Origin of the sequence: Devosia aurantiaca (assembly GCF_011058215.1) — a bacterium.
Classification (GTDB): Bacteria; Pseudomonadota; Alphaproteobacteria; order Rhizobiales; family Devosiaceae; genus Devosia; species Devosia aurantiaca.
Genome location: NZ_JAALFG010000001.1, coordinates 227,413 through 252,386 on the forward strand (window position 1 = coordinate 227,413; position 24,974 = coordinate 252,386).

The following is a 24,974-nucleotide window of genomic DNA, read 5'->3' on the forward strand; positions in this document are numbered from 1 at the left end:
GCTCAGTCTCCGTCCAAAGACGAAAAGCCGACGCTCAGCCCGAGCGTGGCCGAGAGGTCTTCGCCAATGAGGCGTTGCAGATCCTGCGTTGCTCCGACCAGATCGACGAGGGCTCCAGCCTGCTCTGGATCGGCAAGGGCCTGGTCGATCTGTAAAGTGACAGCGCCTATTGCGGTCTCGGCGCGATCGAAGGCACTTGTGATCTCGGCGAGCAGCGCCGGATCGGTGACGACACTGGAGAGCTCCACCAAGGCGCGCAGCCCTTCCACATTGGCATCGAGCATGGCCATGGTGAGGCCGGAACGCCAGAACAAGGCCTGTTTCGGATTGGCCTTCCGATCAGCATTGGCGATGACGGGGTTGATCCTCGTATCGCGTATGTTTTCGATGCCGTGCGACACAAGACCAACCACAGCCTCGAGCGATTCCGTACTTGTCCGATAGTCGGCATAGGCCGCATCGGGTTGTGCCAGGCGCTTGGCAATGCCCTCAGGATCTGCCCAGCTGGCGGCGATTTCGCTGGCCATTTGCTCAAGGTTCTTGGCAATAGCCGCCCCGTAGGCGCAGCGGAAGGCACCGTCGGATGTGGCGATTGTTTCAAAGCCGGCGCCGAACAGCACGAATTCCAAGGCACCGAGCCCTTGAAGGGCAACGCTTTTGCCCTGGAGCCCCGGCACAGTGGTGGCGGCAAGATCCTTTTCGGCGAGAAGTTGCTGGATTTGGCGGAGGCCGATGCCCTTTCGATCCGGGAAAAACAGGATGCGCTCGGCGCGGTTCGCCTCCATGAGCGGGCCAACGCGAAGAAACTCGATGCGACCATAGGCCGACGCGGCCGATGCGAAGGCTTCCTGTGCTCCGCGAAGATCACCGGTCTCGCAAAGGACATACATGGCCTTGGAAAGCTCGGCGGTGCGCAGCGCGAAGGCCTTGGTCTGGGGCCGGATAAAGTTGGAAACGCTCGAGCGCAGCATTTCAGAGGGGAGATGACCTGCGCCGCAGCGGGTGTCATCAGCAAAAGGGCGGCGAGGATGGCGGCAACAATGCGCATCAAAGAGATCCCAGGAACGCCAAAAGGTCGGCACGTTGCTTTTCGCTCATGGCCGCAAAGCTGTTGCGCGCCGCCTGCGCTTCGCCGCCATGCCAAAGGATGGCTTCGGTAAGATTACGCGCCCTCCCATCATGGAGGAAGAATGTGTGGCCGGAAACCGTTTCAGTGAGCCCGATCCCCCAAAGCGGTGGAGTGCGCCACTCGCTGCCATCCGCCAGTCCTTCGGGACGCCCATCGGCCAGGCCTTCGCCCATGTCGTGCAGCAGGAAGTCCGAATAGGGCCAGATCAGTTGGAAGCGGTGCGCCGGGTTCTCGGCACGCTTGCTGGTCACGAATTTGGGCACATGGCAACTGGCGCAACCAGCCTGGTAAAAGGCCGCCTTGCCAGCCAGAACTTTCGCGTCACCGACATTCCGTCGCTCCGGCACACCCAGTGTTCCGGCATAAAAGGTCACAAGATCAAGGACCGGATTGGGGCTTCCCCCTCGCCCAGGCGCGGCTGCTCGCCGGTGGGCAAAACGAGGCACTCAGGCTGCTTCTCGGTACAATCGCCGTGCGGCAGATCGATAAGCGGCGTCGAAATACCGATGTCGCCGGCAAAGGCTGAGGCGGATTGGCTGCGAATGGTCGCCATGCCCGCCTTCCAGCCGAAACGCCCCAGCGCCGTCTCGTTGCGTTCCGGTGCTATGGTCCAGTTCGCGCGCCCGGAAATCCCATCGCCGTCGAGATCATCGGGATCGGCATGGGCAAGAATGTCTTCCTGAGGAATGGCCTCGACCAGACCAAGCCCGATCATCGGATTGGCGATGCGCGGCGAGATCATGACGTCGTCTGCCAGCGGGCCATAGGCGAGATCGGCCACGGAATAGCTCGGCTTGCGCAGCGTCACGACCGTTCCATCGCCCAAGGTCACTGGCAGGTCGACATAGTCGATGACCATGCGCCCCTCGGCCTTTAAGCCCGGCACGGCAAAATCCTGCAGCTGCAGGCCATAGGTCGGATCGCCCACTTCCCCAGCAATGACGCCATCCATGGCGAGGCGAGGGTCGCGATCGGTCGGCGGCACGGAAAGACGGAGGAACATCGAAACGTTCTCGGCCTGTCCGGCAAACGGGGTGTGCCCCGACCGTCCTTGATGTGACAACTCTGGCACCCGCGCGCGTTGAACAGGGGCCCGAGCCCATCTGAGGCCTGGGTAGAACTGGGAGAACTCACCCAGATCTTGCGGAACAGGGCATTGCCCAGCTTGAACTGTTCTTCCTGCTCGAAGCTGAGATTGTCCAGAAAATGGCTGAACGCGTCCTGGTTGACCGAGAACCGCGTCGTCCCTGCGCCGGCGGGATTGGTCTCGAATTTTTCCGGCGCCGTAAAATCGGTTGTCGCCGCCGTCACGGACCGGACTCGCGCCAGATCCTCGCTGCTAAGGTCGGGGCGCGTGCCGTTTTCGTCGGCAAACACCAGCCCGCCTGCCAGAACGGCAATCAGCGCAAGGGTGAGACGAAGATGCATGCGGGCAACCGGAGTTAGCGGACCCGGGCGCGTGGCCCGGGCCTCTTGAGCAGAGCGCCTACTGGAACACGGCGTCAGGGTCCGAGAGGGAATCGCTGTCCTCGATCGTGACATCCGACAGCTCTAGGAGGGCCACGGCGCGTTCGATGCCGCGCGTCTGGGCGATCAGCCCGTCGATCGCGGCTTGCACCACCGCATTGCCTTCCTGGTTGCCCTCGCCGATCTGCTGGTCATAGGCCTCGCCGGCTTCGGCACGATCTGCCATAACCTGCATTTTGCTCATGGTGTCGTCGAGGAGCGCCTTGATCTCGGTGTCGAGCGCCTCGTCCTTGGCGGCGATGACATCGGACAGGGATGGCCCTTCAACCACCGATCCGTCGATACGCACATACTTGCCCAGGTAAACGTTCTGGATGCCGCGGGCATCCTCAAGATGGGACACATGCGTGTTGTCCGAGAAGCAGTCATGCTCTTCTTCCGGATCATGGAGCAGGAGGCCAAGCTTCATGCGCTCGCCGGCCAGCTCGCCAAGCTGAGCGAACCCATACCAGTTAGGATGGCGGAAATGCCGCGCTCCGGAAGCGCCTCGCGGGCAGCTCCGCCCGCTTCCCAGTTGCCCACCATTTCTTTCAGGTCGCTCACCAGGAGGGTGGAAGCCGCTTTGAGGTATGCAGAGCGGCGATCGGCATGGTCGGCGCTGGAGTAATCGGTGAAGGGGCGCTCGCCCGCGCCAGCCTCGGTGCCGTTGAGGTCCTGCCCCCAGAGCAAAAATTCGATGGCATGGTAGCCGGTCGCCACATTGGACTCGACGCCTGCAGCTTCCTGGAGCGCGTCGCGCAGCAATTCGGGCGTGATATCGGAAGCGTCCACTGCCGCTCCGTCGATGGTGATGTCCGAGTTGGCGATGACATTGGCCACGTAAAGAGCATTGCTGTCGCTTTCGGTGCCATAGCTTGTGGCGACATAGTCGATCAGCCCTTCGTCGAGCGGCCAGGCATTCACGCGACCCTCCCATTCGTCGACGATCGGATTGCCGAAGCGGAAAGCCTCGGTCTGCTGATAAGGAATGCGCGCCGCTTTCCAGGCATCGCGTGCAGCCTCGAGGGTTTGCTCACTCGGAGTGGCGATCAAGGCGTCTATTGCTACATCGAGCGTCCTTGCGGTGGCAAGGCTATCCTCGTAGCCGGCAAGAGCCAGGTCGGCGTAATTGCTCAACACATCCGCATCGGCCGGCGCCTGCGCTTGTACCGCCATGGGCGAAACCGACACGGCAAGAGACAGGGCAAGACCGCGCAGCCAGCGCTTGTCGATCAAAGGCATCAACCACTCCTCGGGTGAAATTGGCAAAGCTGAGTACGCTTCTCACCTTAGGAAAGCAACTGGGCGTGGACATCTGCTCCACTTCAAATTAGACACTGCGCATCAACTTTGCGACCGGCGGTCTGGCGCCTTGGATGCACAATGATCAGGCAGGCTTTCTTCGCTTCGATAGCGCTTCTGGCGCTTGGTGTTTCCTTGGCTCTCGCGCAGGAGGGGCCGATCACCGTCTACAATGCCCAGCACGAAACGCTGGCGCAGGAATGGGCCACCGGTTTTACCGAGGAAACCGGCATTCCCGTCATCATCCGACAGGGATCCGATCTCGAAGTCGCCAACCAGATCCTTCAGGAAGGCGCCAATTCCCCCGCCGACGTTTTCCTCACGGAAAACTCTCCGGGCATGGTGCTGGTGGACAATGCCGGTCTCTTCGAACCCTTGCCCCGGGACATCCTGGATGCCGTGCCGGCGCAGTTTCGGCCCGAAAACGGCAACTGGACCGGTATAGCTGCGCGCTCCACCGTCTTTGCCTACAACAAGGATAGCCTAGGCGAAGCCGATCTTCCCAAGACCATGGCGGAGCTTGCCGATCCCGCCTGGCAAGGTCGTTGGGCGGCATCGCCGAGCGGCGCCGATTTCCAGGCGATCGTTGCCGCCTATCTCGTACTCGAGGGAGAAGCTGCGACGCTCGAATGGCTCCAGGGCATGGCGGCCAATGCCGTCATCGTCCGCGGCAATCGCGCTGCGCTGGCCGCGGCCAACAACGGCGAAGTCGATGGCGCGCTGATCTACCATTACTACTGGTTCGGCGATCAGGCGGGGACCGGCGAAAGCAGCGCCAACACTTCGCTTCATTACTTCGGCGCCCACGACCCAGGCGCCTTTGTCTCCATTTCCGGCGGCGGCGTGCTCGCCTCGAGCCAGCACAAGGAGGAGGCCGAAGCTTTCCTCCGCTTCATCACCACCAAGGGGCAGGATGTGCTGCGGGACGGCAGCTCCTATGAATATGCGATTGGCGTGGATCATGAATCGAACGCCGCCCTGCCCCCGCTGAACGACCTAGGGGCGCCGCAGATCGACCCGACCCGGCTCGATACGGTCAAGGCCGCCGAGCTCATGACGGAGGCCGGACTGCTCTAGGCGGTCCCTGTCATGACCGTCACCACCGACCTGCAGTCGATCCGCGCAATACCCAAACCGCGTGCGCGCTGGGAAGGACCATCGTTTATCCTCTGTGCCGCGGTGGTGACCGGCCTCCTGAGCCTCCTGCCCCTGGCCTTCGTGCTCTATGTCGCCCTGACCAGTGGTTGGCAGGCGATCGCCGACCTCGTACTCCGCCCCAAGGTCGGCACGCTCTTGCTTAACACGTCGGCCTTGCTGGCGATCGTGCTTCCCGTGTCGGCGGTGCTGGCGCTGGCTTTCGCCTGGCTGATCGAGCGCACCGACATCCCCTTTGCGCGGTTCTGGTCCTGGATCATGGTTGCGCCGCTGGCGGTACCAGCCTTTGTCCACTCCTACGCCTGGAGCGCTTTTGCGCCGCGCTTCCATGGCCTGGGCGCCGCCGTCCTCGTCTCCATTCTCGCCTACCTGCCCTTCATCTATCTGCCGATTGCCGCCCAGCTGCGCCGGCTCGATCCGGCTCTGGAAGAAACCGCACAGTCGATGGGCAAGTCGCCGCCGATCGTCTTTTTGCGGGTGGTGCTGCCGCAGCTGCGGCTGGCCATCATGGGCGGAGCGCTGCTGATCGGACTGCACCTATTGGCCGAGTATGGGCTTTTCGTCCTCACCCGCTTCGACACCTTTGCCACAGTCATCGTCGACCAGTTCCAGTCGGTCGGCAATGGCCCCTCGACCAACCTGCTCGGCGGCGTCCTCGTCCTCCTCTGTTTGATCCTGTTTGGGCTCGAAACGCGCCTGCGCGGCCGGGAACGCTATGCTCGCGTCGGGGCCGGTGCCGCCCGCAGCAGGCGCCGCAGCACGCTTGGCCGCTGGACATGGCCCGCGCTGACCCTCTGCGGATCGTTCGCCCTCTTGTCCCTCGCTGTCCCTGCATGGACGCTTCTGCGCTGGCTTGCTTCAGGGGGCGCCGAAATCTGGCGCTTCGACTTCATCCTCCCCGCTCTGGGGCAGACTGCACTTCTTACCCTGTCCGGTGCCGCGCTGACGACTATGGCGGCCCTGCCCATCGCCTGGCTGACCGTGCGCGCGCCGAGCCGGCTGCAAAAGCTGCTCGAGGCGGCGCATTCCTACGTCGGCGCCTTGCCCGGCATCATCATCGCCCTCGCCCTTGTGACCGTCACCGTCAACGTCTACCTGCCCCTCTACCAGACCGTTGCAATTCTGCTCTTTGCCTATGTGCTGATGTTCTTGCCACGCGCCCTTGTTGGTCTGCGCACCAGCATCGCCCAAGCGCCCGTCGAGCTCGAACGTGCTGCCACAAGCCTCGGACGCCCCCTTTCCGCCATCTGGCACACGACCATCCGCCTTGCGGCGCCAGGGGCATTGGCCAGCGCAGCGCTTGTCGGCCTGGGCATCACGACTGAACTCACCGCCACGCTCATGCTCGCGCCCAACGGCACGCGGACGCTGGCGATGCGCTTTTGGGCCCATACGAGCGAACTCGACCTCGCCATGGCGGCACCCTATGCGCTGCTGATGGTTCTGCTCTCGGTGCCGCTTGTCGTACTGCTGCATGGCGGTGCCGATCGCATGGGTCAGGCCTGACCATGCTGCAACTTGTCGGCGTCTCCAAATCCTACGGCGACCAGCAAGCCGTGTCCGACATCGGCATCGTGGCCCCCGCAGGCCGCCGCACAGTGATCGTTGGTCCCTCGGGATCGGGCAAGACCACCCTGCTTCGCCTGATCTCCGGCTTCGAGCGTCCCGACGATGGCAGCATCACTCTCGATGGTCAGCCGCTCGATTCCGTTCCACCGCACCAGCGCAACATTGCCTATGTGGCACAGGAAGGCGCGCTTTTTCCCCATATGAGCGTCGCCGACAATATCGGCTTTGCCATGCCGCGCCGCGCCACCGACTGCCTTGCGCGGATCGACGACCTCCTGGCCCGCGTCGGCCTTCCCACGAGCATGAAAAGCCGCCGCCCGCACGAACTGTCGGGCGGCCAGCAGCAGCGTGTCGCGCTCGCCCGCGCCCTGGCGCAGCAACCGGCCTTGATGCTGCTGGACGAGCCGTTTTCAGCGCTTGATGCGGGCCTGCGGAAAAACATGCGCGACATGGTCGAGACCGTGCTGCGCGAGGCTGGCATCGCCTCGATCCTCGTGACCCATGACCAATCCGAAGCGCTGGCCTTTGCTGACCATCTCGTCGTCATGCAGGCCGGCCGCGTCGCCGACGCCGGTCCCCCACAACGCCTCTACGACCGTCCAAATACCGCAGCCACCGCGCGCTTTCTGGGTCCGGCTATAATCCTTGACGGAGACATCCGCGACGGCCTTGCACACACCGTCTTGGGCGCCATCCGCGTCGATGCGACCGGATCGCGCCGCGCCAGCATTCTACTTCGCCCCGAGCAATTGACCGTGTCGCCAGTCCAGGTCGGCACCAGCCAGATCGCCGAGGCCACCGTCCTAAGCCGGCTCTACCAGGGCGCTTCCTGGCGGTTGAAGATCGCCTGTCCAGGCCTTGACCAGCCGATCGACATCGTCACCAGCGCCCATCACGTCGCCACCGCCGACACCGTCCACTTACGCGTCGACGGCGAGGGGCATGTCCTTCCTGAAAAGACGTAACCGGCTCATGCCTACCAGTTGGTCAGCGATCCGTCCGTCCGATAAAAAATCGGCAGGCTGGCATGTTCGAACGGAAATTGTCCCAGTGCGTCCCAGTCGACCTCGAGGCCGAGACCCGGATCGTCGGAGCAGATCAGCCAGCCGTCTTCCCAGCGATGATTGCTGGTGATGGCGTTGTTGAGGCTTTCGCCGGGACGGCGAGGAAGTTCCTGCACCAGCATGTTTGGCGTTGCCATGTTGAGATGGAGGCAGGCGGCCGTCGAAACAGGACCGATCGGATTGTGCACGGCGATATCGATGAAGTGCGTTTCGCTCCAGCCCGCAATCTTGCGGCTTTCGGTAAAGCCGGCCGCAATGCACATATCGATGCGGGCGTAATCGATCAGCTCTTCCTCGATCAGCGCGCGGAACTGCCACTTCGTACCCAACTGCTCGCCGGCCGCGATCGGCACGGCGGTCTGGTCACGGAGGCGCCGATAGGATTCGGGATTTTCGATGCGCAGGGGATCCTCGATGAACATCGGGCGATAGGCTTCGACACCACGGCACAAGCGCACGGCGTCGGGAACGCTGGTGCGTGTGTGGGCGTCGAAGGCGAGTTCGATTTCAGGCCCGAGTTCGGTGCGCAGCAGGCGGAAGGCCTCGATGGTCCAGTCGACGGCGTGACGCGGCTCGTAAAGCGTGCCACCGAACGGGCCGCTGTCCCAGCGCAGGCAGTTCCAGCCCTCGGCGACGCGCTCGCGCGCGACACCGAGCAGTTCCTCGGGCGTCGCCGCAGCCATATGGCAATAAGTATCGACCTTATCGCGCACCTTGCCGCCCAACAGCTGGTAGACCGGTACGCCCAGCGCCTTGCCCTTGATGTCCCAGAGAGCAATGTCGATGGCGGCGATGGCGGAGGTCAGCACCTGATTGGAGGGGTGGAAACCGCTGCGCCACATCAGCTGCCAGAGATGTTCCGAGCGCATCGGGTCCTGCCCGACCAAGAGCGGCGCCAGCGCTTCGATGATGCCGGCGACACCGGCTTCGCGCGAGGTCAGCCCGCCCTCCCCGATGCCGATAGTGCCCTCGTCGGTCTCGACCTTGACGAACAGCATGGTGCGCCATTCCTTGACGAGATAGGGGGTGACCGCGACGATCTTCATGTCAGTGCACTCTTAAAGAAAAACGGGGTGGCGCAGCGGCTCACCAGTTGGTCACCGAACCATCGCGGCGGTTGAGCATGGGCGCGTTCCAGAACTTGAACTCCTGCTTGCGCACCAGCTCTTCGTTGACCTCGACGCCGAGGCCCGGCCCTTCGGGCACCGGATAGACAGCGCCTTCGAGACGCGGCTGCACTGGAAAAAGATCGGCATTGTCGAAGCCGAGATGGGTTTCGGCAGGCGACGAGCGCGTTTCGAGCCACGAGAAGTTCGGGACCGCGGCAGCAAAGTGCACGGTGGCCGCAGTGCAGATGGGGCCGAGCGGATTGTGCGGCATCATGTCGACATAGTGCGCCTCGCTCCAGCCGGCGACTTTCATCGCCTCGGTCAGCCCGCCGACATTGCAGACGTCGACGCGGTTATACTGGTGGATATCGCGCTCGATGAAGGGCAGGAACTGCCACTTGAGGCGAACTCCTCGCCGATGGCGAAGGGGATATCGGTCATGCGGCGGAGAGATTCGTAAGCTTCCGGCGTCTCGTCGCGGATCGGCTCTTCGAGGAAGTCGAGGGTGCCGCGCGGCATTTTCTGGCAGAAGCTGGCCGCTTCTGCGACCGACAGCCGGTGATGGTAATCGACGCCAAGCACGACGTCGTCGCCCAGCACTTCGCGCGCCTTGGTGCACCACTTGGCCGTGGTCGCGATATGTTCGCGCGGCTCGTAGGTGGTCTCGTCATGACCCGAGGGCGAAAGACGCATGGCAGTCCAGCCATGATCGATCAGCATCTGCGCCTGCTCGATCATTGCTTCGTTGGGTTCGCCGGAGGTGGTGGCGAAGGTCGGGATATGATTGCGCTGCTTGCCGCCGAGCAACTGGTAGACCGGCACGCCCAGCGCCTTGCCTTTGATGTCGTAGAGCGCGATGTCGATCGCCGACTGCGCCGCTGCCAACACGCGGCCGCCTTCGAAATACTGACTGCGGTAAAGCTTTTGCCAGATGCCGCCGATGTTGAACGGGTCCATGCCGACGATCAGTTCGGCAAAGTGCTCGAGCGCGCCGACCACCGCTTTTTCACGGCCGGTGAGGCCGCTTTCGCCCCAGCCGAAAATGCCCTCGTCGGTTTCGACCTTGACCAGGAGCTGCGTGCGAATGCCGACCCAGCAGGGGAAGGCGCGAATGGCGGTGATTTTCATGGGTCTATGCTCGTGAGGAATTACCAGTGCCAGAGGGTGCCGTCTTCGAGACGGTTCACCGGCAGGTATGCGCGCTGGTAGGGATACTTGGCGGCAAGGTCTTCATCGATATCGACGCCATGGCCATGCGCCTCGCCGGGATGCAGCATGCCGTCGGCAAGCGTCCAAGCGCCTGGGAAGACGTCGAGGATTTCCGGCAGGTAGCCGGAATATTCCTGGATGCCGAAATTGGGCGCCCAGAGATCGAGATGGAGGTTGGCGCCAAGGCAGATCGGGGACATGTCCATGGCGCCGTGGCAACCGGTGCGTACGCCATAGACCGAGGCGAAATCCATGATCCGGCGCATCGGCGTGACGCCGCCGGCATGGACGACGGTCATGCGGATATAGTCGATCAACTGCTCTTCGATGAGGAGCCGCGCGTCCCAGATGGTGTTGAACACTTCGCCAACAGCAAGCGGTGTCGTCGTATGCTGGCGGATAAGGCGGAAGCCTTCCTGCAATTCGGCGGCAACCGTGTCTTCGAGCCAGAACAGGTTGAACGGTTCGAGCGATTTGCCAAGCCGCGCCGCCTCGATTGGGGTCAGGCGGTGATGGGTGTCGTGCAACAGGTGCGGGTCGTCGCCATAGGCGCCGCGCACCGCTTCGAAAAGTTTGGGCACATAGTTGAGATATTTGGGTGTGGACCACACCTCTTCGCGCGGCAGGGCGTCGTCCGCGGCATTGGTGGTGACGGCATATTTGCCGGTGCCATAGACATTGGGCAGGCCTGGAATGCCGGTCTGGCAGCGCACGGCCTTATAACCCTGTTCTAGTCGAGTGCCCACCGCATCGACGCATTCGGCGATGTCGGTGCCCTGGGCATGGGTATAGCAGAGAACATTTTCACGGGAGGCGCCACCAAGCAGCTGGTAGAGCGGCATGCCGGCGGCCTTGGCCTTGATGTCCCACAGCGCGGTATCGATGCCGGAAATGGCGCACATGGTGACCGGGCCGCGACGCCAATAGGCACCGCGATAAAGATATTGCCAGATGTCCTCGATGCGGCGCGGATCGCGACCGATCAGGCACGGAATGATGTGTTCCTCGAGATAGGCGACGACCGACTTTTCGCGGCCATTGAGGGTCGCGTCACCGACGCCGTAGAGGCCCTCGTCGGTCATGATCTTGACGGTAACGAAGTTGCGTCCGGGCGAGCAGACGATGACCTTGATATCGGTGATCTTCACGAGGCAGTCTCTTGGTAACGGGTGCGGCCGGCAAGGCGACGGTCACGCGGATCGGGATGGGGAATGGCGGAGAGCAGCGCCTGGGTATAGGCGTGCTGCGGGGCGCCGGTGACGGCCTCTGTGGTGCCGGTCTCGACCACGCGGCCGCGATACATGACGGCGACGCGGTCGCACATGTAGCGAATGACCGACATGTCGTGGGAGATGAAGATGAAGGAGAGCCCCATCTCGTCCTGGAGCTGCATCATCAGATCCAGCATTTGGCTGCGCAGCGAAACGTCGAGCGCCGAGGTTGCTTCGTCGGCGATGATGAGACGTGGCTTGACGGCGATGGCACGGGCAATGCCGATGCGCTGGCGCTGGCCACCGGAAAAGGCATGCGGATAGCGCTCGCGCCAGGACGGTTCGAGCCCCACCTGCGCCATCAGCGCGGCGACACGGTCGTCGAGTTCCCTGCCGCGGGCCAGCTTGGCGAGCTTCAGCGGTTCGGCGATGATGTCGGCCACGGTCTTGCGCGGATTGAGCGAGCCCACCGGATCCTGAAAGATCATGCGGATGTCGCGGCGGGCGGCTTTCAGTTCCTCGCCCTTGGCAGAGCAGAGGTCGACGATCGAGCCGTCCGAGCGGCGGAAATTGGCGGTGCCTTGCTGCGGATCGTAAACACGCAAGAGACAACGTCCCATCGTGGTCTTGCCCGAACCGCTCTCGCCGACAATACCGAGCGTTTCGCCGGGGAGACGGTGAGCGACACATCGTTGACCGCCTTGAGCCCGCCGGGAAAGGTAAGGCTCAGGTTGCGCACGTCGAGCAGGAGCTCGGGCGCGATGGCTTCCGGCTCACGCTTGAGGCGAATTTCGGCCTTGCTTTCGAGCTTCAGCACCGAACCGATCAGCATTCGGGTGTAATCGGCTTGTGGGGCGTGGAAAATCTGTTCGACCGGCCCGCGCTCCATGACCTTGCCGCGATACATCACCAGCACTTCGTCGGCGATCTCGGCCACCACGCCCATGTCATGGGTGATGAACAGCACCGCCATGCCATATTCGGCCTGGAGCTTCTTGATCAGCGCCAGGATCTCAGCCTGTGTCGTGACATCGAGCGCCGTGGTCGGCTCGTCCGCGATCAGCAGCGATGGATTGCAGGCTAGCGCCATGGCGATCATCACGCGCTGCCGCATGCCGCCGGAAAACTCGAACGTATAGCGGTCGATGGCCTTTTCCGGATTGGGGATTTCGACCTGCTTAAGCAATTCGATGACCCGCGTCCGGCGCTCGTCCTTGGGCGTACCGAAATGGATGCGCAACGTTTCGCCGATCTGCTCGCCGATGCGATGGATGGGCGACAGCGACGACATCGGTTCCTGGAAGATCATGGCGATCTCCCGGCCGCGAATGGCGCGGATCTGCTTGCCGCGCGGGTCGAGCTTCGCGAGATCGACAACCGAGCCGTCAGGCCGGGTCAGCTCCATCGAGCCATTGGTGATGCGCCCCGGGCGATCGACGATCTGCAGCACCGATCGGGCAGAGACCGATTTGCCGGAGCCGCTTTCGCCGACGACGCACAGCGTCTTGCCGCGGTAGAGGTCGAAGGACACATCGTCCACGGCTTTGACGACGCCGGTACGGGTCGGAAACTGCACGGCCAGGTTGCGAACCTTGAGGACCGGCTGAAGTTGGGGATCGGTGGTCATCAATGCGCCTCGTAGGGGTCGGCCGCGTCGCGCAATCCATCACCCAGGAAATTGAGGCTGAGGATGGAAATGACGATCGCGGCAGCGGGCGTGAACAGAAGCCAGGGCGCCTGCGATACGGCGCGGATGTTCTGCGCTTCCTGCAACAGCGTGCCCCAGGAGACGATCGGCGGCTGAAGGCCGATGCCGAGGAAGGACAAAGCCGTTTCGGCCAAGATCATGCTGGGGATGGCGAGCGTCAGCGTCGCGATGATGTGGCTCATGAACGAGGGCACGAGGTGGTGGAAGATGATGCCGATCTCGCTCATGCCATCGAGCCGCGCTGCGGTGACGAAGTCTTCGTTGCGAAGCGACAGGAAGCGGCCGCGCACTTCGCGCGCGAGGGATGTCCAGCCCAGCAGCGAGACGATCAGCGTGATGACAAAATAGGTTTGCAGTGGCGGCCACGACAGTGGAATCGCGGCGGCAAGGCCCATCCAGAGCGGAATGGTGGGGATCGAGCGCAGGAACTCGATGACGCGCTGGATGACGGTATCGGTCCAGCCGCCGAAAAAGCCGGAAAGGCCACCGATGGTGACGCCGAGGATAAGGCTCAGGAACACGCCGACGAGGCCAATCGAGAGCGAGATGCGCGCGCCGTGGACGACGCGGGAGAAAATATCGCGGCCCAAGCGGTCGGCCCCGAAAAGATACATCGAGTCCATCGGGCCGGCATCGACAAGGCCGATCAGCTTATGCTGCATGGGGATGAAGCCCATGAGGTTGTAGGGCGTCGATGGCACGAAGAAGCCCACCTCGACCGGAGCCTCAGGATCGGGGGTGAAGACGCGGCGCATGGACTCGGTGTTGAGCTCCATGGCGAGACCATCGACATGCGGCTGGAAGCCGGCATCGGTGAAAAAGCCCAGCGCCTGGGGCGGCGCATAGGTAAAACGCGCATTGGTCTGGTTGGGATCGTAGGGCGCGATGAAGTCGGCCAGCGCTGCGACCACATACATGAACAGCACGACGAAGAGGCTCGCAACCGCGAGGCGATGCTTCAAAACTTCAGCCAGAACAGCTTCCATTGCCCGGCCACGGCGATGTCGGCATTGCGCGGATCGATGACTGTGTGGTCGATGCCGGACGGAGGGAGCTCGGTGCTTTCGGTGGTCATTGCAGGCGGATCCTGGGGTCGGCGATGGCCAGGAGCACGTCTGAAATCAGCGTGCCGATGATGGTGAGGACGGAAATTAGGAGGATCAGCGAACCGGCCAGATACATGTCCTGCGACAGCAATGCCCGCAGCAGCAGCGGCCCGGTGGTCGGCAGGCTCATGACGACGGAGACGATGATCTCGCCCGAAACCACTGCCGGCAGGATCCAGCCCAGCGTGGAGATCAGCGGATTGAGCGCCATGCGCACCGGATAGCGCAGCAGCAGCTCGAGCTCCGACATGCCCTTGGCCCGCGCCGTGGTCACATAGGGACGGTGCAGCTCGTCGAGGAGATTGGCGCGCATGATGCGCACCAGCGCCGCGAGGCTTCCGATACCGATGACGAAGACCGGCAGCCAGACATGGGCGAGGAAATCGCCAACGCGCGCCAGGCTCCATGGCGCATCGGCAAATTGGGGCGAAAAGAGCCCGCCGACGCTTTGGCCGAAATAGGTCGAGAGCACATACATCGAGACCAGCGCCAGAAGGAAATCGGGCACGGCCAGCATGAAGAAGGCAAAGAAGGTGACGCCGTAATCGGTAATCGAATACTGGCGCACGGCCGAGATGATGCCGATCGGAACGGCGACGGCCCAGACAAAGCACAGCGTCAGGATCGCAAGGAGGAACGAGAAGCCCAGACGCCCCCAGATGACATCGGTCACCGGTCGGTTGAGCTCGAAGGAAATACCGAAATCGCCGTAAAGGACGATGTTGGACACCCACTTCCAATATTGGACGTAGATGGGCTGATCGAGGCCGAAGCGCTCGCGCAGGGCGGCGACGGTGCCTTCTTCAACAGCCCCGCCCTGGCTCGCAAGATCGGCCATCAGGGTCGATAGATAATCGCCCGGCGGCAGCTGGATGATGATGAAGGCCACGATCGACACGGCAATCAGTGTCGGGATGGCGAACAGCATGCGTTTGAGGATGAAGGTAAGCAGCTTCGCCTCCAAAGTCGGGCGGGAGAAGGTGGGGCGGCGCAACCGCCGCCCCGAGGCCGGGAGGAGCCTATTGCGCCCGGTCGAAATACCACTGGGTCAGCGTCGGAGCCGGGTGCCAGAGGTTGCCGGTGATCGGGATGCCCTGGACGACGTTCTTGATGTCGTTGTTGACGAGCATGTATTTGGGCATCGGGCGCGAGATGCCAATGGTGAAGAGGTTGTCCGCGCTGATGGCGAGGAATTCCTTCATGCGGGCCAGACGGTCTTCGTCGGTGACTGCGGCCTTGACGAGGTCATAGGCAGCATAGGCATTCTTGACGCTCTGCGGAGGTTCTTCGCCCGTGGTCGGATCGGAATACCATTCGGACCACTTCGACGCGAAGAAGATGTCGGCCTTCTGGAACGGGATGTAGCAGCGCACGTCCGTATAGGCTTCCGAAAGACCGCCCACGCAGTTCCAGATGTAGGCATCCTGCTCGTTGGCGTACCACATGGTGTTGAGGCGCGCGCGATCGGTGGTGCGGATCTGGATGTCGATGCCGACATCGGCTGCATATTGCTGCACCATCGACATGATGTCGGGGTAGGAGAGCCCGAAGACGTCGGCCACCATGAAGTTGATGGTGAAGCGGTTGCCGTCCGGCCCGAGACGGAAGCCCTGGGCATCCTTTTCCGGCATGATCTCGTCGAGCATCTGGTTGGCCAGTTCCGGATTGTATTCCGTATACTGGGTCGACATTTCCTCGTTGTAGAGCTCGTGCTCCGGCTGCGGCGCCACTTGTGACGGCGCGCCCTGCCCCACATAGACCAGGTCGATGATGTCCTGGCGGTTGATGGCGTGGCTCAGCGCGATGCGGAAGTTCTTGTTGTTGAAGATCTCGTTCTTGACCGGATCTTCGACATTAAGATTGAGCAGCAGCGTTGCGTCATTGGCCGGAAGGTCCTTGACGTCGACGAAGTGGTAGTTGCCGGTTTCCTGGCCGTCGAACAGCACCGACTTGAAGGTCGAGTTGTTGATGTGGCGGAAGGCAAAATCGAGTTCGCCGGCCGTCATGCGCAGGAGCATGAGTTGCGGATCGTCGAGCTTGGCCCAGGTCATGTTATCGATATAGGGCAGCTGGTTACCCTCGGTGTCGACCTTCCAGTAATAGGGATTGCGGACAGCCTCGACGCGGTCGCTGTCGGCATAGGGAACGGTCAGCACATAGGGGTTGAGCGTCGGCAGTTCGAGGTTCTGCCAATAGGCCGGCTGGAAGGTAACCGAGACCTTGGAATTGAACAGCGAGACCCAGTCGGACGCCGTGGCATTGCCCTGCAAGAGGGCGGGAATGCCCTCGGCATTATACTTCTCGTGGAACTGGCTGAGATAGTGCTTGGGGTAGATGACCGGGAGGTGCCCCTGGCCATAGGCCAGCTGCTGCAGGAAGAGGCCATAGGACGACGCGAACTTGAACTCGACGGTCTGCCCGTCGACCTTGGTGACGACGACCGGCTCGCCGCCGACCACGAATATCGGGTTCTTGTCGGGCGTCAGCGCCTCGTTCATGAAGATATCTTCATACCAGAACATGATGTCGTCGACGGTAAAGGGCTGGCCGTCCGACCATTTCAGCCCTTCGCGCAGCTTGAAGGTGAAGGTGGTCGCGTCGTCCGAGGCGGTCACTTCTTCGGCCAGCGAGGGGACGACCTCGGTCCAGTCCGGGGTCCAGCGCACCAGCAGTTCGTTGGCGATGGTGCGGGTCAGGTTATAGTGGTCGCCATTGGCGAGAATTGTCGTGCGCAGCGTGCCGCCATACTGGCCGACGCCGTCGACCATGGTTTCGACATAGGGGTTGGCCGGCAGGCGGTCCTCGACAGGCGGCAGCTCACCGGATTCGACGCGGGCGTCGAGTATCGGCGACTGGCCGTATTCCTGGGCCCAGGCCAGCGAGCTCGTCGCCATCAGCGCGCCGAACAGCGATGCCAGGGTGAGCTTTGCCAGGCGCGACCCGGCGAAATGCAAAGACATGTTTTCTCCTCCGCCGGCAGGACACTGCCGGTCGTCAAGCCACGATGCAAAATGAGGGCGCGAAATGCTCGCCTCTCCCCCGGCCTTCTAATGAGCCGATGCGTGATGCATTCCAGATCGTACATTATCTGTCAACATCTCAGTACACTTTTGAGATTGGCGTGTGACGAAGTTTCGCTTAAAGCTAGGGTATGAGCGCCACCAACACCACCGCCAGTTCCATCCTGCTGCTTGATCCAGAGAGCAGCTCGGAGAACAGCATCTACGAGCAGATCCTCCAGGACATTCTGGCCGGACGACTGCAGGCCAATGAGCGGCTGAAAGTCTCGGCATTGGCGACGCGCTATGGCACCAGCACCAATCCGATCCGGGAGGCCCTGCAACAGCTGCGCGGCGAGGGCTATGTCATCTTCAGCCCCAACAAGGGCGCCCGGGTGCGGCCGATCGACGAGGATTTTGCCCGCGACATCTATGAGGTCGAGGCCCTGATCGAGCCCTATCTCACCGCCTGGTTCGTCGGCATCGCGACCGAAGAAGCGATCCGCCAGCTCGAAGACGTGCAGGATGAAATCGAGGCGCTGGGCTTCGAAGATCCTCTGCGGCACTCCGAGCTCGACACGCGCTTTCACCAGATCATCTATGACGGGCACTATAATCGCCACGCCGCCGAGCTCTGGTGGCGACATCGCGAAATCCTGCGCACTATCGCGCGGCGCTTTCCCTATTCGATGGTGCGACGCAAGGAGATCCTGGTCGAACACCGCCAGATCATCGATCGCATCAAGAACCAGGACGCGGCCGGCGCCGCTGAAGCCGTGCGCCTTCATATCCTGGGATCCGGCCGGCACATCGTCGAGCACATGCGCTCCGCCCGCAATCGCAAGCTCTAGTCTGCTCGATGCGCCCTATCATTAATGTGAGCGGCACGATGACCGCGCTAGGCGCCTCGATCATGGTGCCCGAAGCCATCGAGGCAATGGCGGCGATCGCTCCCCAATTCCTCGACATGGCCGAACTGCACCAAAGCGCCAGCGAAGAGATAGTGCGCGCCACGGGCGCCGAATCAGGAATTGTCACCGCGTCCGCCGCTGCCGGCATCATCATCGCCGTTGCGGCGGCGATGACCGGACCTTCGCTGCCGGCCATCAAAATGCTGCCGCTGCGCGCCAAGGGCATAAAGGGCGATGTCGTGCTGCAGGGCGGCCACGATGTGGATTATGGAAACTCCCTTACCCAGGCGATCCGCATTGCTGGCGGCACGCCGGTAGTCTGCGGAACTTCCTCGGCGGTCACCGCCGCGCAGATCGAAGACGCCATCACCGAAAACACAGCCGCCGGGCTTTTCGTCGTGGCGCACACCACAGCCCGCACCGGCATGGTCGATCTGCCGACCTTTGCGCGCTTGTGTCATGTGCGCGACGTGCCGGTGATCGTCGACGCCGCCTCGGAATACGATCTCAGGCGTTTTCTGGCCGAGGGTGCCGATCTCGTCATCTATAGCGGCCACAAATTCCTCGGCGGACCAACCAGCGGCATCATCGCCGGCCGGCGCGACCTCATTGAAGCCTGCCGCCTGCAAAACAGCGGCCTTGGCCGCGCCATGAAAGTGGGCAAGGAAAGCATCGCCGGCCTCATTGCCGCACTCGACGCTTGGACCCGGCGCGATCACACCGGCATCAGGCAGAGCGAGCGCGCGGCACTGGACCTCTGGCAAGCAAGCCTTGCGGGCACTCCCGGCCTCGAAATCAAGATCGTCCCCGACCCGACAGGCAACCCTCTCGACCGTCTTGAGATCAGGGTCCTTCCCAAGTCCGGCACCACCGCCACAGCCCTCACAAAAACGCTCGCAGCCGGCAGCCCCTCGATCGTCGTCCGAGGCCACAAGGTCGACGAAGGCGTATTCTGGCTCGACCCCTGCAACCTCCACCCTGGTCAGGCGACCATAGTGGCGGAGGCGCTTAGTGACCTGGCAGGCAGGCTCCGATAAGCCGCGCCCAAAGGCGCGGGCAATCGTCTCGCCGAAAGAAACAAAGTTGGGTTCGTCAGTGTGACCGCCAACTGTGACAGTCGCCTAAAATATTTGGGCTACAGGCCTCTCTGTGGCCGCGGGCCTGCCTGATTGCTCACTGCCATCCAGCTTGCTCCACCTATCCCGCCAAGTCATCCACCAACGTGCCGCTGGCGCCTGTATATGCCGCCGGGTCAAGGTTGATCGCCTGCTCTGCCGGCAGGTGGCTCATCATTTCGTGCTGGCGAATGGCTTCCAGGAATGGGATGCCTTCATGTACCGTCCGCTGGGCCGCGTCATAGAGCAATTCATGAGCGTGATGGCGGCCGATCTGGTCCGACATCTGCATCATGGCGGCCTCAGAAACTATAAGACCATTGGTCAGGCCGAGATTGGCCGCCATCTTGTGCTTGTGCACGACTAAGCCATCGAGAAGACGATCGAGCGTTTCAGCGATCGAGGCGGCGAGGATGCCGATCTCGGGCAGGGCGACATCGGTGATGTTGGTGGCCGAAGAGTCGCCCTCGTCCATACGAACCATCGAGCCCATGGCTAGGGTAACGCGTGACTGCATCAATCGGCAAAGACTGATCAGCATCAGGGCCGTGGACGGATTGCGCTTTTGAGCCATGGTGGACGAACCGACCTTGCCCATGTGAAAAGCCTCTTCCAACTCTCCGATCTCGGTACGTTGCATGAAGACGACATCGCGAGCGATACGCTCTGCCGTACCCGCGAGTAGTCCGAGTGAGTTGATATAGTCGGCACCGCGGTCGAACGACGATCGCATCGGAAGACCGGCAGCAAGAAGGCCGAGGCGGTTGGCCATTTCAGCCTCAACGGCCCTGCCCTTATCGCCTATGGCGGCAAAGGTCCCGATTGCTCCGCCAAGATTGGCGACAAAACTCTCTTCGATCCGGGCGATGAGACGCTGGTGATCACGACGAATTTCTTCGAGCCAGCCTAATGCCTTGAACCCGAATGTCATGGGCAGGGCGTGCTGTCCATGGGTGCGGCCTGCCTGCAACGTGTCGCGATGTTCGACGGCAAGAGCCGAAAGCACCTTCTCGACATGAGCGAGCTTGGCAACGACATGATGGTGGGTGCGGCGCATTTGCAGCGCCGATGCGCTATCGAAAATATTCTGTGTCGTGGCGCCCCAGTGTATGTATCCGGCCGCTGGATCCCCGCAAAGCTTTTCGAGGTGCTTGAGCACGGGCACGAAAGGGTGCTGGGCATATTCTATGTCGCGGCTGAGCTGGTCGGGATCAAAACGCGATGCGTCGCAAGCCTCGGCAATCTGCGGCGCAGCGTCCATGGGAATGACGCCGAGATCAGCCTGCGCCAGCGCCAGCGCTGCTTCGACATCGAGCCAAGCCTGAAGCGTTTGCTCGTCGCTCCATATCTGCTTGGCCGTGGGGCTGAACCAATGGCGGGTTACAAAGGACTCGAACATGCCGATGGTCATGGCTGGTTTTCCGCAACGATAGAGAAAGGCGCGCAACGCGGTAGTGCAGCCGCGTTGCGCGGGACCGAATGCCGAGGGAGGGACGGCCCGGCCTGTCCAGATTATTGGATCGAGATGGCCGACTGTTCGACGATCTGAGCGTATGTAGCAGCCTGTTCTTCGATAAAGGCGGTGAATTCAGCCGGCGCCAGCGGCGCGGCCGTAAAGCCTGCCGTTGCCAAACGCTCCTGCACATCCGCCTCAGCCAAAGATGCCTCGATGGCAGCGCCAAGTTCGGTGACGAAAGCCTCGTCCGTCCCGGCCTTGACAAAGATGCCCTGCCAAAGAGGCAGCGCGAGACCTTCAAGGCCAGCGGTTTCGCCCAAGGTCGGAACGTCGGGAAGCGCGGGCGAACGCTCTGCGCTCGTCACGGCCAACGCCCGAATATTGCCTTCGTTGACGAAGGGAAGCGCGGTGGACGTGGTAAAGACTGCGGAGTCCAACATGCCGCCCAGCAGATCGTTCGACACCTGTGACCCGCCCTGATAGGGCGCGTGCAGGAAGGTAACGTCCGCGGCGTGCGAGATCATCTCGCCCACGAAGTGCTGGGCCGAGCCGATGCCAGGGGTGCCGTAGGTGATCGTGTCGGGCTCGGCGCGTGCAGCTTCGATCAGGTCGGTTAGCGTTTGATAGGGTGATGCAGCCGGAACGGCGATGGTCTGCGAGGTCGTCGCGGTACGGCCCACCGGAATTGTTTCGACTTTCCAGTCGATGTTGACGGCAGCGTTGACCATGGGAACGGCAACCGTGTCGAAGCCGCCATAGTAGAGCGTGCTGCCGTCGGCTTCGGCATTGATCAGGTTCTGCAGCGCGATCATGCCACTAGCGCCAGTAGCGTTTTCAACGACGACCGTGCGACCGAGGCGCTCGCTGAGTTCAGGGGCCATGACGCGCGCAGCGAAGTCAGCGCTGCCGCCGGCAGAATAGCCGACCAGAAGAGTGATTGGGCCATCCTGTGCTGAAACGGCAGTGGATGCAGCCGCCAAGGCCAGCGTTGCAACGGTAATCGCCAGAGATCTTTTTGACATAAATCTTTCCTCCTAGCACCCGGAAAATACAATACATATTGTATTATTAGGCTACTTGTTGTAGACAGATAAGCCCAACAAAAGCTCTTGGCAAGTCACCTTGCGCCGCCATCAGCTTACGGGATTGTAAAATGTAATTGTATTGTATATGGAAATCACATGACCGATCTGTCTTCATTGCGATCCTCGCTCCTGGCAGCTGCTCAAACAGCGGTGCCGGGAGAGAAGCTGCCTACGGTGCGGCAGTTGATGAAGGACTTCGCCTTGTCACAGCTCAACGTCGAGCGGGTGCTCGACGGGCTGAAGCAAGAAGGTCTGATAGCAGCCCATGTCGGTCGAGGGACCTTCTTCACCGGCAACAACACTGGACAGGCCCCTGCTCCGCGATCGCCTGCAATCAGAACCGGGCGCAGCGTCATGTTGTTGCGCCGTTCGCAACAGAATGCACGGGCGCGTAATGTGCTCGATAGATTGCAGGAAAAAATCGCCGACGCTGGTGATGTCACGCTGGATGTCGGCTATTCCAACGCCGCGCATGCGCGGCAGGTCTTGCAGACTTTACCCCGTTTCGATGCATGCATTATCCAAAATTCGTTCGATGCCATGCCGATCGAGATGATCTCGGCCATTCGCCGCAAGACCGATACGGTGGTCGTTGACGGCGCCTGGCTCGTCGGCACTGATGTCGATGCAGTAGGATTTGAATGGGGCGAGCCGATCGCTGCAGCCATTCATCGCCTGTTGGCCGCCGGGCATGACCACATCACTTTGGTCACCACTGACCGGTTCTTCCTTGCCAACGAATTGGGTTTGCACCGCTATCGCGCCATGCGCCAGCAGGAAGAGTTTGCCGGGCTCTTGCAGCCTGAAATCTGCCTTTCGTCGCTACCTTCGGCCGATTTCGAGCAAACCGTGGTCGAGGCCATTATGGCCACGCTTGAAGGCACCGCGCCTAAACATCCTGCGATCATCGTCTGGGGTGTCGAAAACGGCGCGCGGTTGCGCAGCCTGTTGGGTGAGGCGGGTCTTTCCGTTCCAGATCAGCTTTCGGTTGTCCTTTTGGGGCGCACCGACGTGGCGGCGGAAGCCGCCGATTTCTTTGACATCGTGGGATACAGCGCCGCCGAACAGGCAGAAGGGGTGTTCGAGCGCTTGCTCGAGCGCTGGCGTAATCCCACGGCACCCTATGGCCTCAGACTCATGCAGATGCGCATGCGCGAGGGCCAGTCCATTGGCGGCCCTCACGGGCACTAAAGCCGCGGCGCGTGCGCCCGGCGAGGAGGTATCGACGTGGCGATCAAAGTTCGCGGCGAGAAGGACTTTTACATCGGCGTCCTCTATCTGGCGCTTGGCGCCGCCGGCCTATGGTTTGGCCAAACTTACCCTTTCGGCACGCCAGCGCGTATGGGCGCCGGTTTCTTCCCGGTCATCATAGCCGGCTTGCTGGTAATTTTCGGCCTTGTTGCCATTTGCCGTGGCCTGGCCGTCGATGGTCCCGAGGTCGGACCGATTGATTTCAAGGGTATCGCGCTGATTACCGCTTCGGTTGTGGCATTCGGACTGTTGCTCAGGCCTGCCGGGCTGATCGTTGCGATTGTTATTAGCGGTCTGATTGCGGCTTCTGCCAACGACCGATTCAAGCTCGGTTGGCAGGCCTTGCTCGGCCTTTTCGCCTTCGCCGCCTGCTGCGCACTGGTGTTTGTCACCGGGCTTGGCCTGCCCATTTCCATTTTCGGCACGGCCTTCGCCGGCCTGTACCGTTAAGAGCCCAGGATCATGGACATCTTTGCGAACTTGATGCTGGGCGTCTCCGTCTCCTTCACGCCAGCCAACCTGCTCTATTGTTTCGTTGGGACGATCCTGGGCACCGCCATCGGCGTGCTGCCCGGTCTTGGGCCGGTTGCGACCATTGCCATGCTGCTGCCGATCACGTTCGGCCTGCCGCCCGAATCGGCACTGATCATGCTGGCCGGCATCTACTACGGCGCCCAATATGGCGGCTCGACCACGGCCATCCTGGTCAATCTTCCAGGTGAACCATCCTCGGTCGTCACGGCGATCGATGGTCATCAGATGGCGCGCAAGGGTCAGGCCGGCCGCGCCCTCTCCACTGCGGCGATCGGCTCGTTCATTGCCGGGACGATCGCGACACTGCTGATCGCCGTCTTTGCACCGCTGCTGGCCGCTGTCGCCCTGCAATTTGGTCCCGCAGAATATTTTGCCCTCATGGTGCTCGGACTGATCGCATCGATCGTCATGGCATCGGGCGCGCTGTTGCATGCGCTCGGCATGATCCTGGTCGGTCTCTTGCTGGGCATGGTGGGCACCGATGTCAATTCGGGCGTGTCGCGTTACACCTTCGGCATGCCGCTACTTTCGGACGGTCTTGATTTTGTCGTCCTGGCCATGGGCGTTTTCGGTATCGGCGAGATCATTGCCAATCTTTCAAATACCGAAGATCGCAGCGCCATGACCAAGAAGGTCACCGGCCTGCTCCCCACGCGCGATGACTGGAAGCGTATCCTTGCGCCGATCTTGCGCGGAACCGCGCTAGGATCCGTGCTCGGCGTTCTGCCAGGTGGCGGCGCGGCATTGGCATCCTTTGGATCTTATTCGCTGGAAAAACGTCTGGCGCGCAACCCGCAGGAGTTCGGCCAAGGCGCCATCGAAGGCGTTGCCGGTCCGGAATCGGCCAATAACGCCGGAGCACAGACCTCCTTCATTCCCATGCTGACATTGGGCCTGCCGTCCAATTCCGTGATGGCGCTGATGATCGGCGCGATGATCATCCAGGGCATCCAGCCAGGCCCATCGGTGATGACCAGTCAGCCAGCCCTGTTCTGGGGCCTGATCGTCTCGATGTGGGCCGGTAACCTAATGCTGCTGGTGCTAAACCTGCCGCTCATCGGGCTGTGGGTGAAGATGATCTCCATCCCCTATCACTACCTTTATCCGATCATCATCATCTTCTGCGCCATCGGCGTGTTCAGCGTCAACAACACCACATTCGACGTTTTCGGCATGGCCATCTTCGGCATCGCCGGCTACGCCGTACGCAAGCTTGATGCCGAACCGGCACCACTCCTGCTCGCCTTCATCCTCGGGCCGATGATGGAAGAATACCTCCGTCGCGCCCTGCTGTTCGCCAAGGGCGACTTCAGCGTCTTCCTCATCCGACCGATCAGCGCCGGGCTTATTCTTGTGGCAGTGGTTCTGTTGGCCACGCTGCTTTTGCCAAGCATTCGCAAGAAGCGCGAGGAAGTGTTCCAGGAGGAATAGTTTGGCCTTACTGCCAAGGCCGTCATCATGGGCCGCATGTGCCTACATAGAATCTCTTATCGCCCAGGCTTGAGAAAGGGCCCTATTATTCCCGTATAGCCCGCCGCCAAAGACCTTAATCCCT

Annotated in this window: 15 protein-coding genes and 5 pseudogenes; 8 read left to right on the forward strand and 12 right to left on the reverse strand. The window is 61.9% G+C overall.

Annotation, left to right across the window (positions count from 1 at the left end; genetic code table 11):
* Positions 1 to 2: 2 nt before the first annotated feature.
* The 3 genes and pseudogenes from G5575_RS01175 to G5575_RS01185 form a co-directional block, all read right to left on the reverse strand.
* Positions 3 to 971, reverse strand: a complete 969-nt coding sequence (locus tag G5575_RS01175; RefSeq protein WP_164532737.1) for an imelysin family protein — start codon at positions 969 to 971, stop codon at positions 3 to 5.
* A 76-nt stretch (positions 972 to 1,047) separates the two neighbouring features.
* Positions 1,048 to 2,557 (reverse strand): annotated as a pseudogene (locus G5575_RS01180) (di-heme oxidoreductase family protein).
* Between the two features lie 58 nt (positions 2,558 to 2,615).
* A pseudogene (locus tag G5575_RS01185) lies at positions 2,616 to 3,868 on the reverse strand (imelysin family protein).
* Between the two features lie 150 nt (positions 3,869 to 4,018).
* Between G5575_RS01185 and G5575_RS01190 the strand changes: the two are divergent.
* Genes G5575_RS01190 through G5575_RS01200 form a run of 3 tightly spaced genes read left to right on the forward strand, consistent with a single transcriptional unit; the run spans position 4,019 to position 7,626 of the window.
* The gene (locus G5575_RS01190; RefSeq protein ID WP_164532738.1) at positions 4,019 to 5,014 is read left to right on the forward strand and encodes an extracellular solute-binding protein; all 996 of its coding nucleotides are present in this window, start codon (positions 4,019 to 4,021) and stop codon (positions 5,012 to 5,014) included.
* A 12-nt stretch (positions 5,015 to 5,026) separates the two neighbouring features.
* Entirely contained in the window at positions 5,027 to 6,598 is a 1,572-nt protein-coding gene (locus G5575_RS01195; RefSeq protein WP_164532739.1) for an ABC transporter permease, read from the forward strand.
* Positions 6,595 to 7,626, forward strand: coding sequence for an ABC transporter ATP-binding protein (locus tag G5575_RS01200; RefSeq protein ID WP_164533701.1), 1,032 nt, complete (start codon positions 6,595 to 6,597; stop codon positions 7,624 to 7,626). The genes G5575_RS01195 and G5575_RS01200 overlap by 4 nt, the downstream gene beginning before the upstream one ends.
* A gap of 11 nt (positions 7,627 to 7,637) precedes the next feature.
* On the opposite strand, the gene G5575_RS01205 is transcribed toward G5575_RS01200, so the two are convergent.
* The 7 genes and pseudogenes from G5575_RS01205 to G5575_RS01235 form a co-directional block, all read right to left on the reverse strand.
* A complete protein-coding gene (locus G5575_RS01205) occupies positions 7,638 to 8,771 on the reverse strand; it encodes a mandelate racemase/muconate lactonizing enzyme family protein (protein WP_164532740.1) in 1,134 nt (377 codons plus the stop codon).
* Positions 8,772 to 8,811: 40 nt separating this feature from the next.
* Positions 8,812 to 9,962: pseudogene (locus tag G5575_RS01210) on the reverse strand (mandelate racemase/muconate lactonizing enzyme family protein).
* Positions 9,963 to 9,982: 20 nt separating this feature from the next.
* Positions 9,983 to 11,191: a D-mannonate dehydratase ManD gene (gene manD, locus G5575_RS01215; RefSeq protein ID WP_164532741.1), complete on the reverse strand. Its 1,209-nt coding sequence runs from the start codon at positions 11,189 to 11,191 to the stop codon at positions 9,983 to 9,985.
* Positions 11,188 to 12,881, reverse strand: a pseudogene (locus tag G5575_RS01220) (ABC transporter ATP-binding protein). Before G5575_RS01220 ends, manD begins: the two are co-directional and overlap by 4 nt.
* Positions 12,881 to 14,037 (reverse strand): annotated as a pseudogene (locus G5575_RS01225) (ABC transporter permease). The pseudogenes G5575_RS01220 and G5575_RS01225 overlap by 1 nt, the downstream one beginning before the upstream one ends.
* Positions 14,034 to 15,020, reverse strand: coding sequence for an ABC transporter permease (locus G5575_RS01230; RefSeq protein WP_164533702.1), 987 nt, complete (start codon positions 15,018 to 15,020; stop codon positions 14,034 to 14,036). Before G5575_RS01230 ends, G5575_RS01225 begins: the two are co-directional and overlap by 4 nt.
* Before the next feature lie 67 nt (positions 15,021 to 15,087).
* Positions 15,088 to 17,028, reverse strand: a complete 1,941-nt coding sequence (locus G5575_RS01235; protein ID WP_164532742.1) for an ABC transporter substrate-binding protein — start codon at positions 17,026 to 17,028, stop codon at positions 15,088 to 15,090.
* 191 nt (positions 17,029 to 17,219) lie between these two features.
* Between G5575_RS01235 and G5575_RS01240 the strand changes: the two genes are divergently transcribed.
* Both G5575_RS01240 and G5575_RS01245 read left to right on the forward strand, forming a co-directional pair.
* Positions 17,220 to 17,918, forward strand: coding sequence for a GntR family transcriptional regulator (locus tag G5575_RS01240; RefSeq protein WP_164532743.1), 699 nt, complete (start codon positions 17,220 to 17,222; stop codon positions 17,916 to 17,918).
* Between the two features lie 8 nt (positions 17,919 to 17,926).
* A complete protein-coding gene (locus G5575_RS01245) occupies positions 17,927 to 19,015 on the forward strand; it encodes an aminotransferase class V-fold PLP-dependent enzyme (RefSeq protein ID WP_164532744.1) in 1,089 nt (362 codons plus the stop codon).
* Between the two features lie 160 nt (positions 19,016 to 19,175).
* On the opposite strand, the gene G5575_RS01250 is transcribed toward G5575_RS01245, so the two are convergent.
* Together G5575_RS01250 and G5575_RS01255 are read right to left on the reverse strand one after the other, a co-directional pair.
* A complete protein-coding gene (locus G5575_RS01250; RefSeq protein ID WP_164532745.1) occupies positions 19,176 to 20,504 on the reverse strand; it encodes a class-II fumarase/aspartase family protein in 1,329 nt (442 codons plus the stop codon).
* Between the two features lie 101 nt (positions 20,505 to 20,605).
* Positions 20,606 to 21,571: a tripartite tricarboxylate transporter substrate binding protein gene (locus tag G5575_RS01255; protein ID WP_164532746.1), complete on the reverse strand. Its 966-nt coding sequence runs from the start codon at positions 21,569 to 21,571 to the stop codon at positions 20,606 to 20,608.
* 159 nt (positions 21,572 to 21,730) lie between these two features.
* Here G5575_RS01255 and G5575_RS01260 point away from each other — a divergent pair, with 159 nt between their 5' ends.
* From G5575_RS01260 to G5575_RS01270, 3 genes are read left to right on the forward strand one after another with little or no spacing between them, the layout of a single operon-like run.
* On the forward strand, positions 21,731 to 22,825 hold the full coding sequence (locus G5575_RS01260; protein WP_164532747.1) for a substrate-binding domain-containing protein: 1,095 nt from the start codon (positions 21,731 to 21,733) through the stop codon (positions 22,823 to 22,825).
* Positions 22,826 to 22,861: 36 nt separating this feature from the next.
* Positions 22,862 to 23,335, forward strand: a complete 474-nt coding sequence (locus G5575_RS01265; RefSeq protein WP_164532748.1) for a tripartite tricarboxylate transporter TctB family protein — start codon at positions 22,862 to 22,864, stop codon at positions 23,333 to 23,335.
* Positions 23,336 to 23,347: 12 nt separating this feature from the next.
* Positions 23,348 to 24,850: a tripartite tricarboxylate transporter permease gene (locus tag G5575_RS01270; RefSeq protein WP_164532749.1), complete on the forward strand. Its 1,503-nt coding sequence runs from the start codon at positions 23,348 to 23,350 to the stop codon at positions 24,848 to 24,850.
* The last annotated feature ends 124 nt before the right edge of the window (positions 24,851 to 24,974 follow it).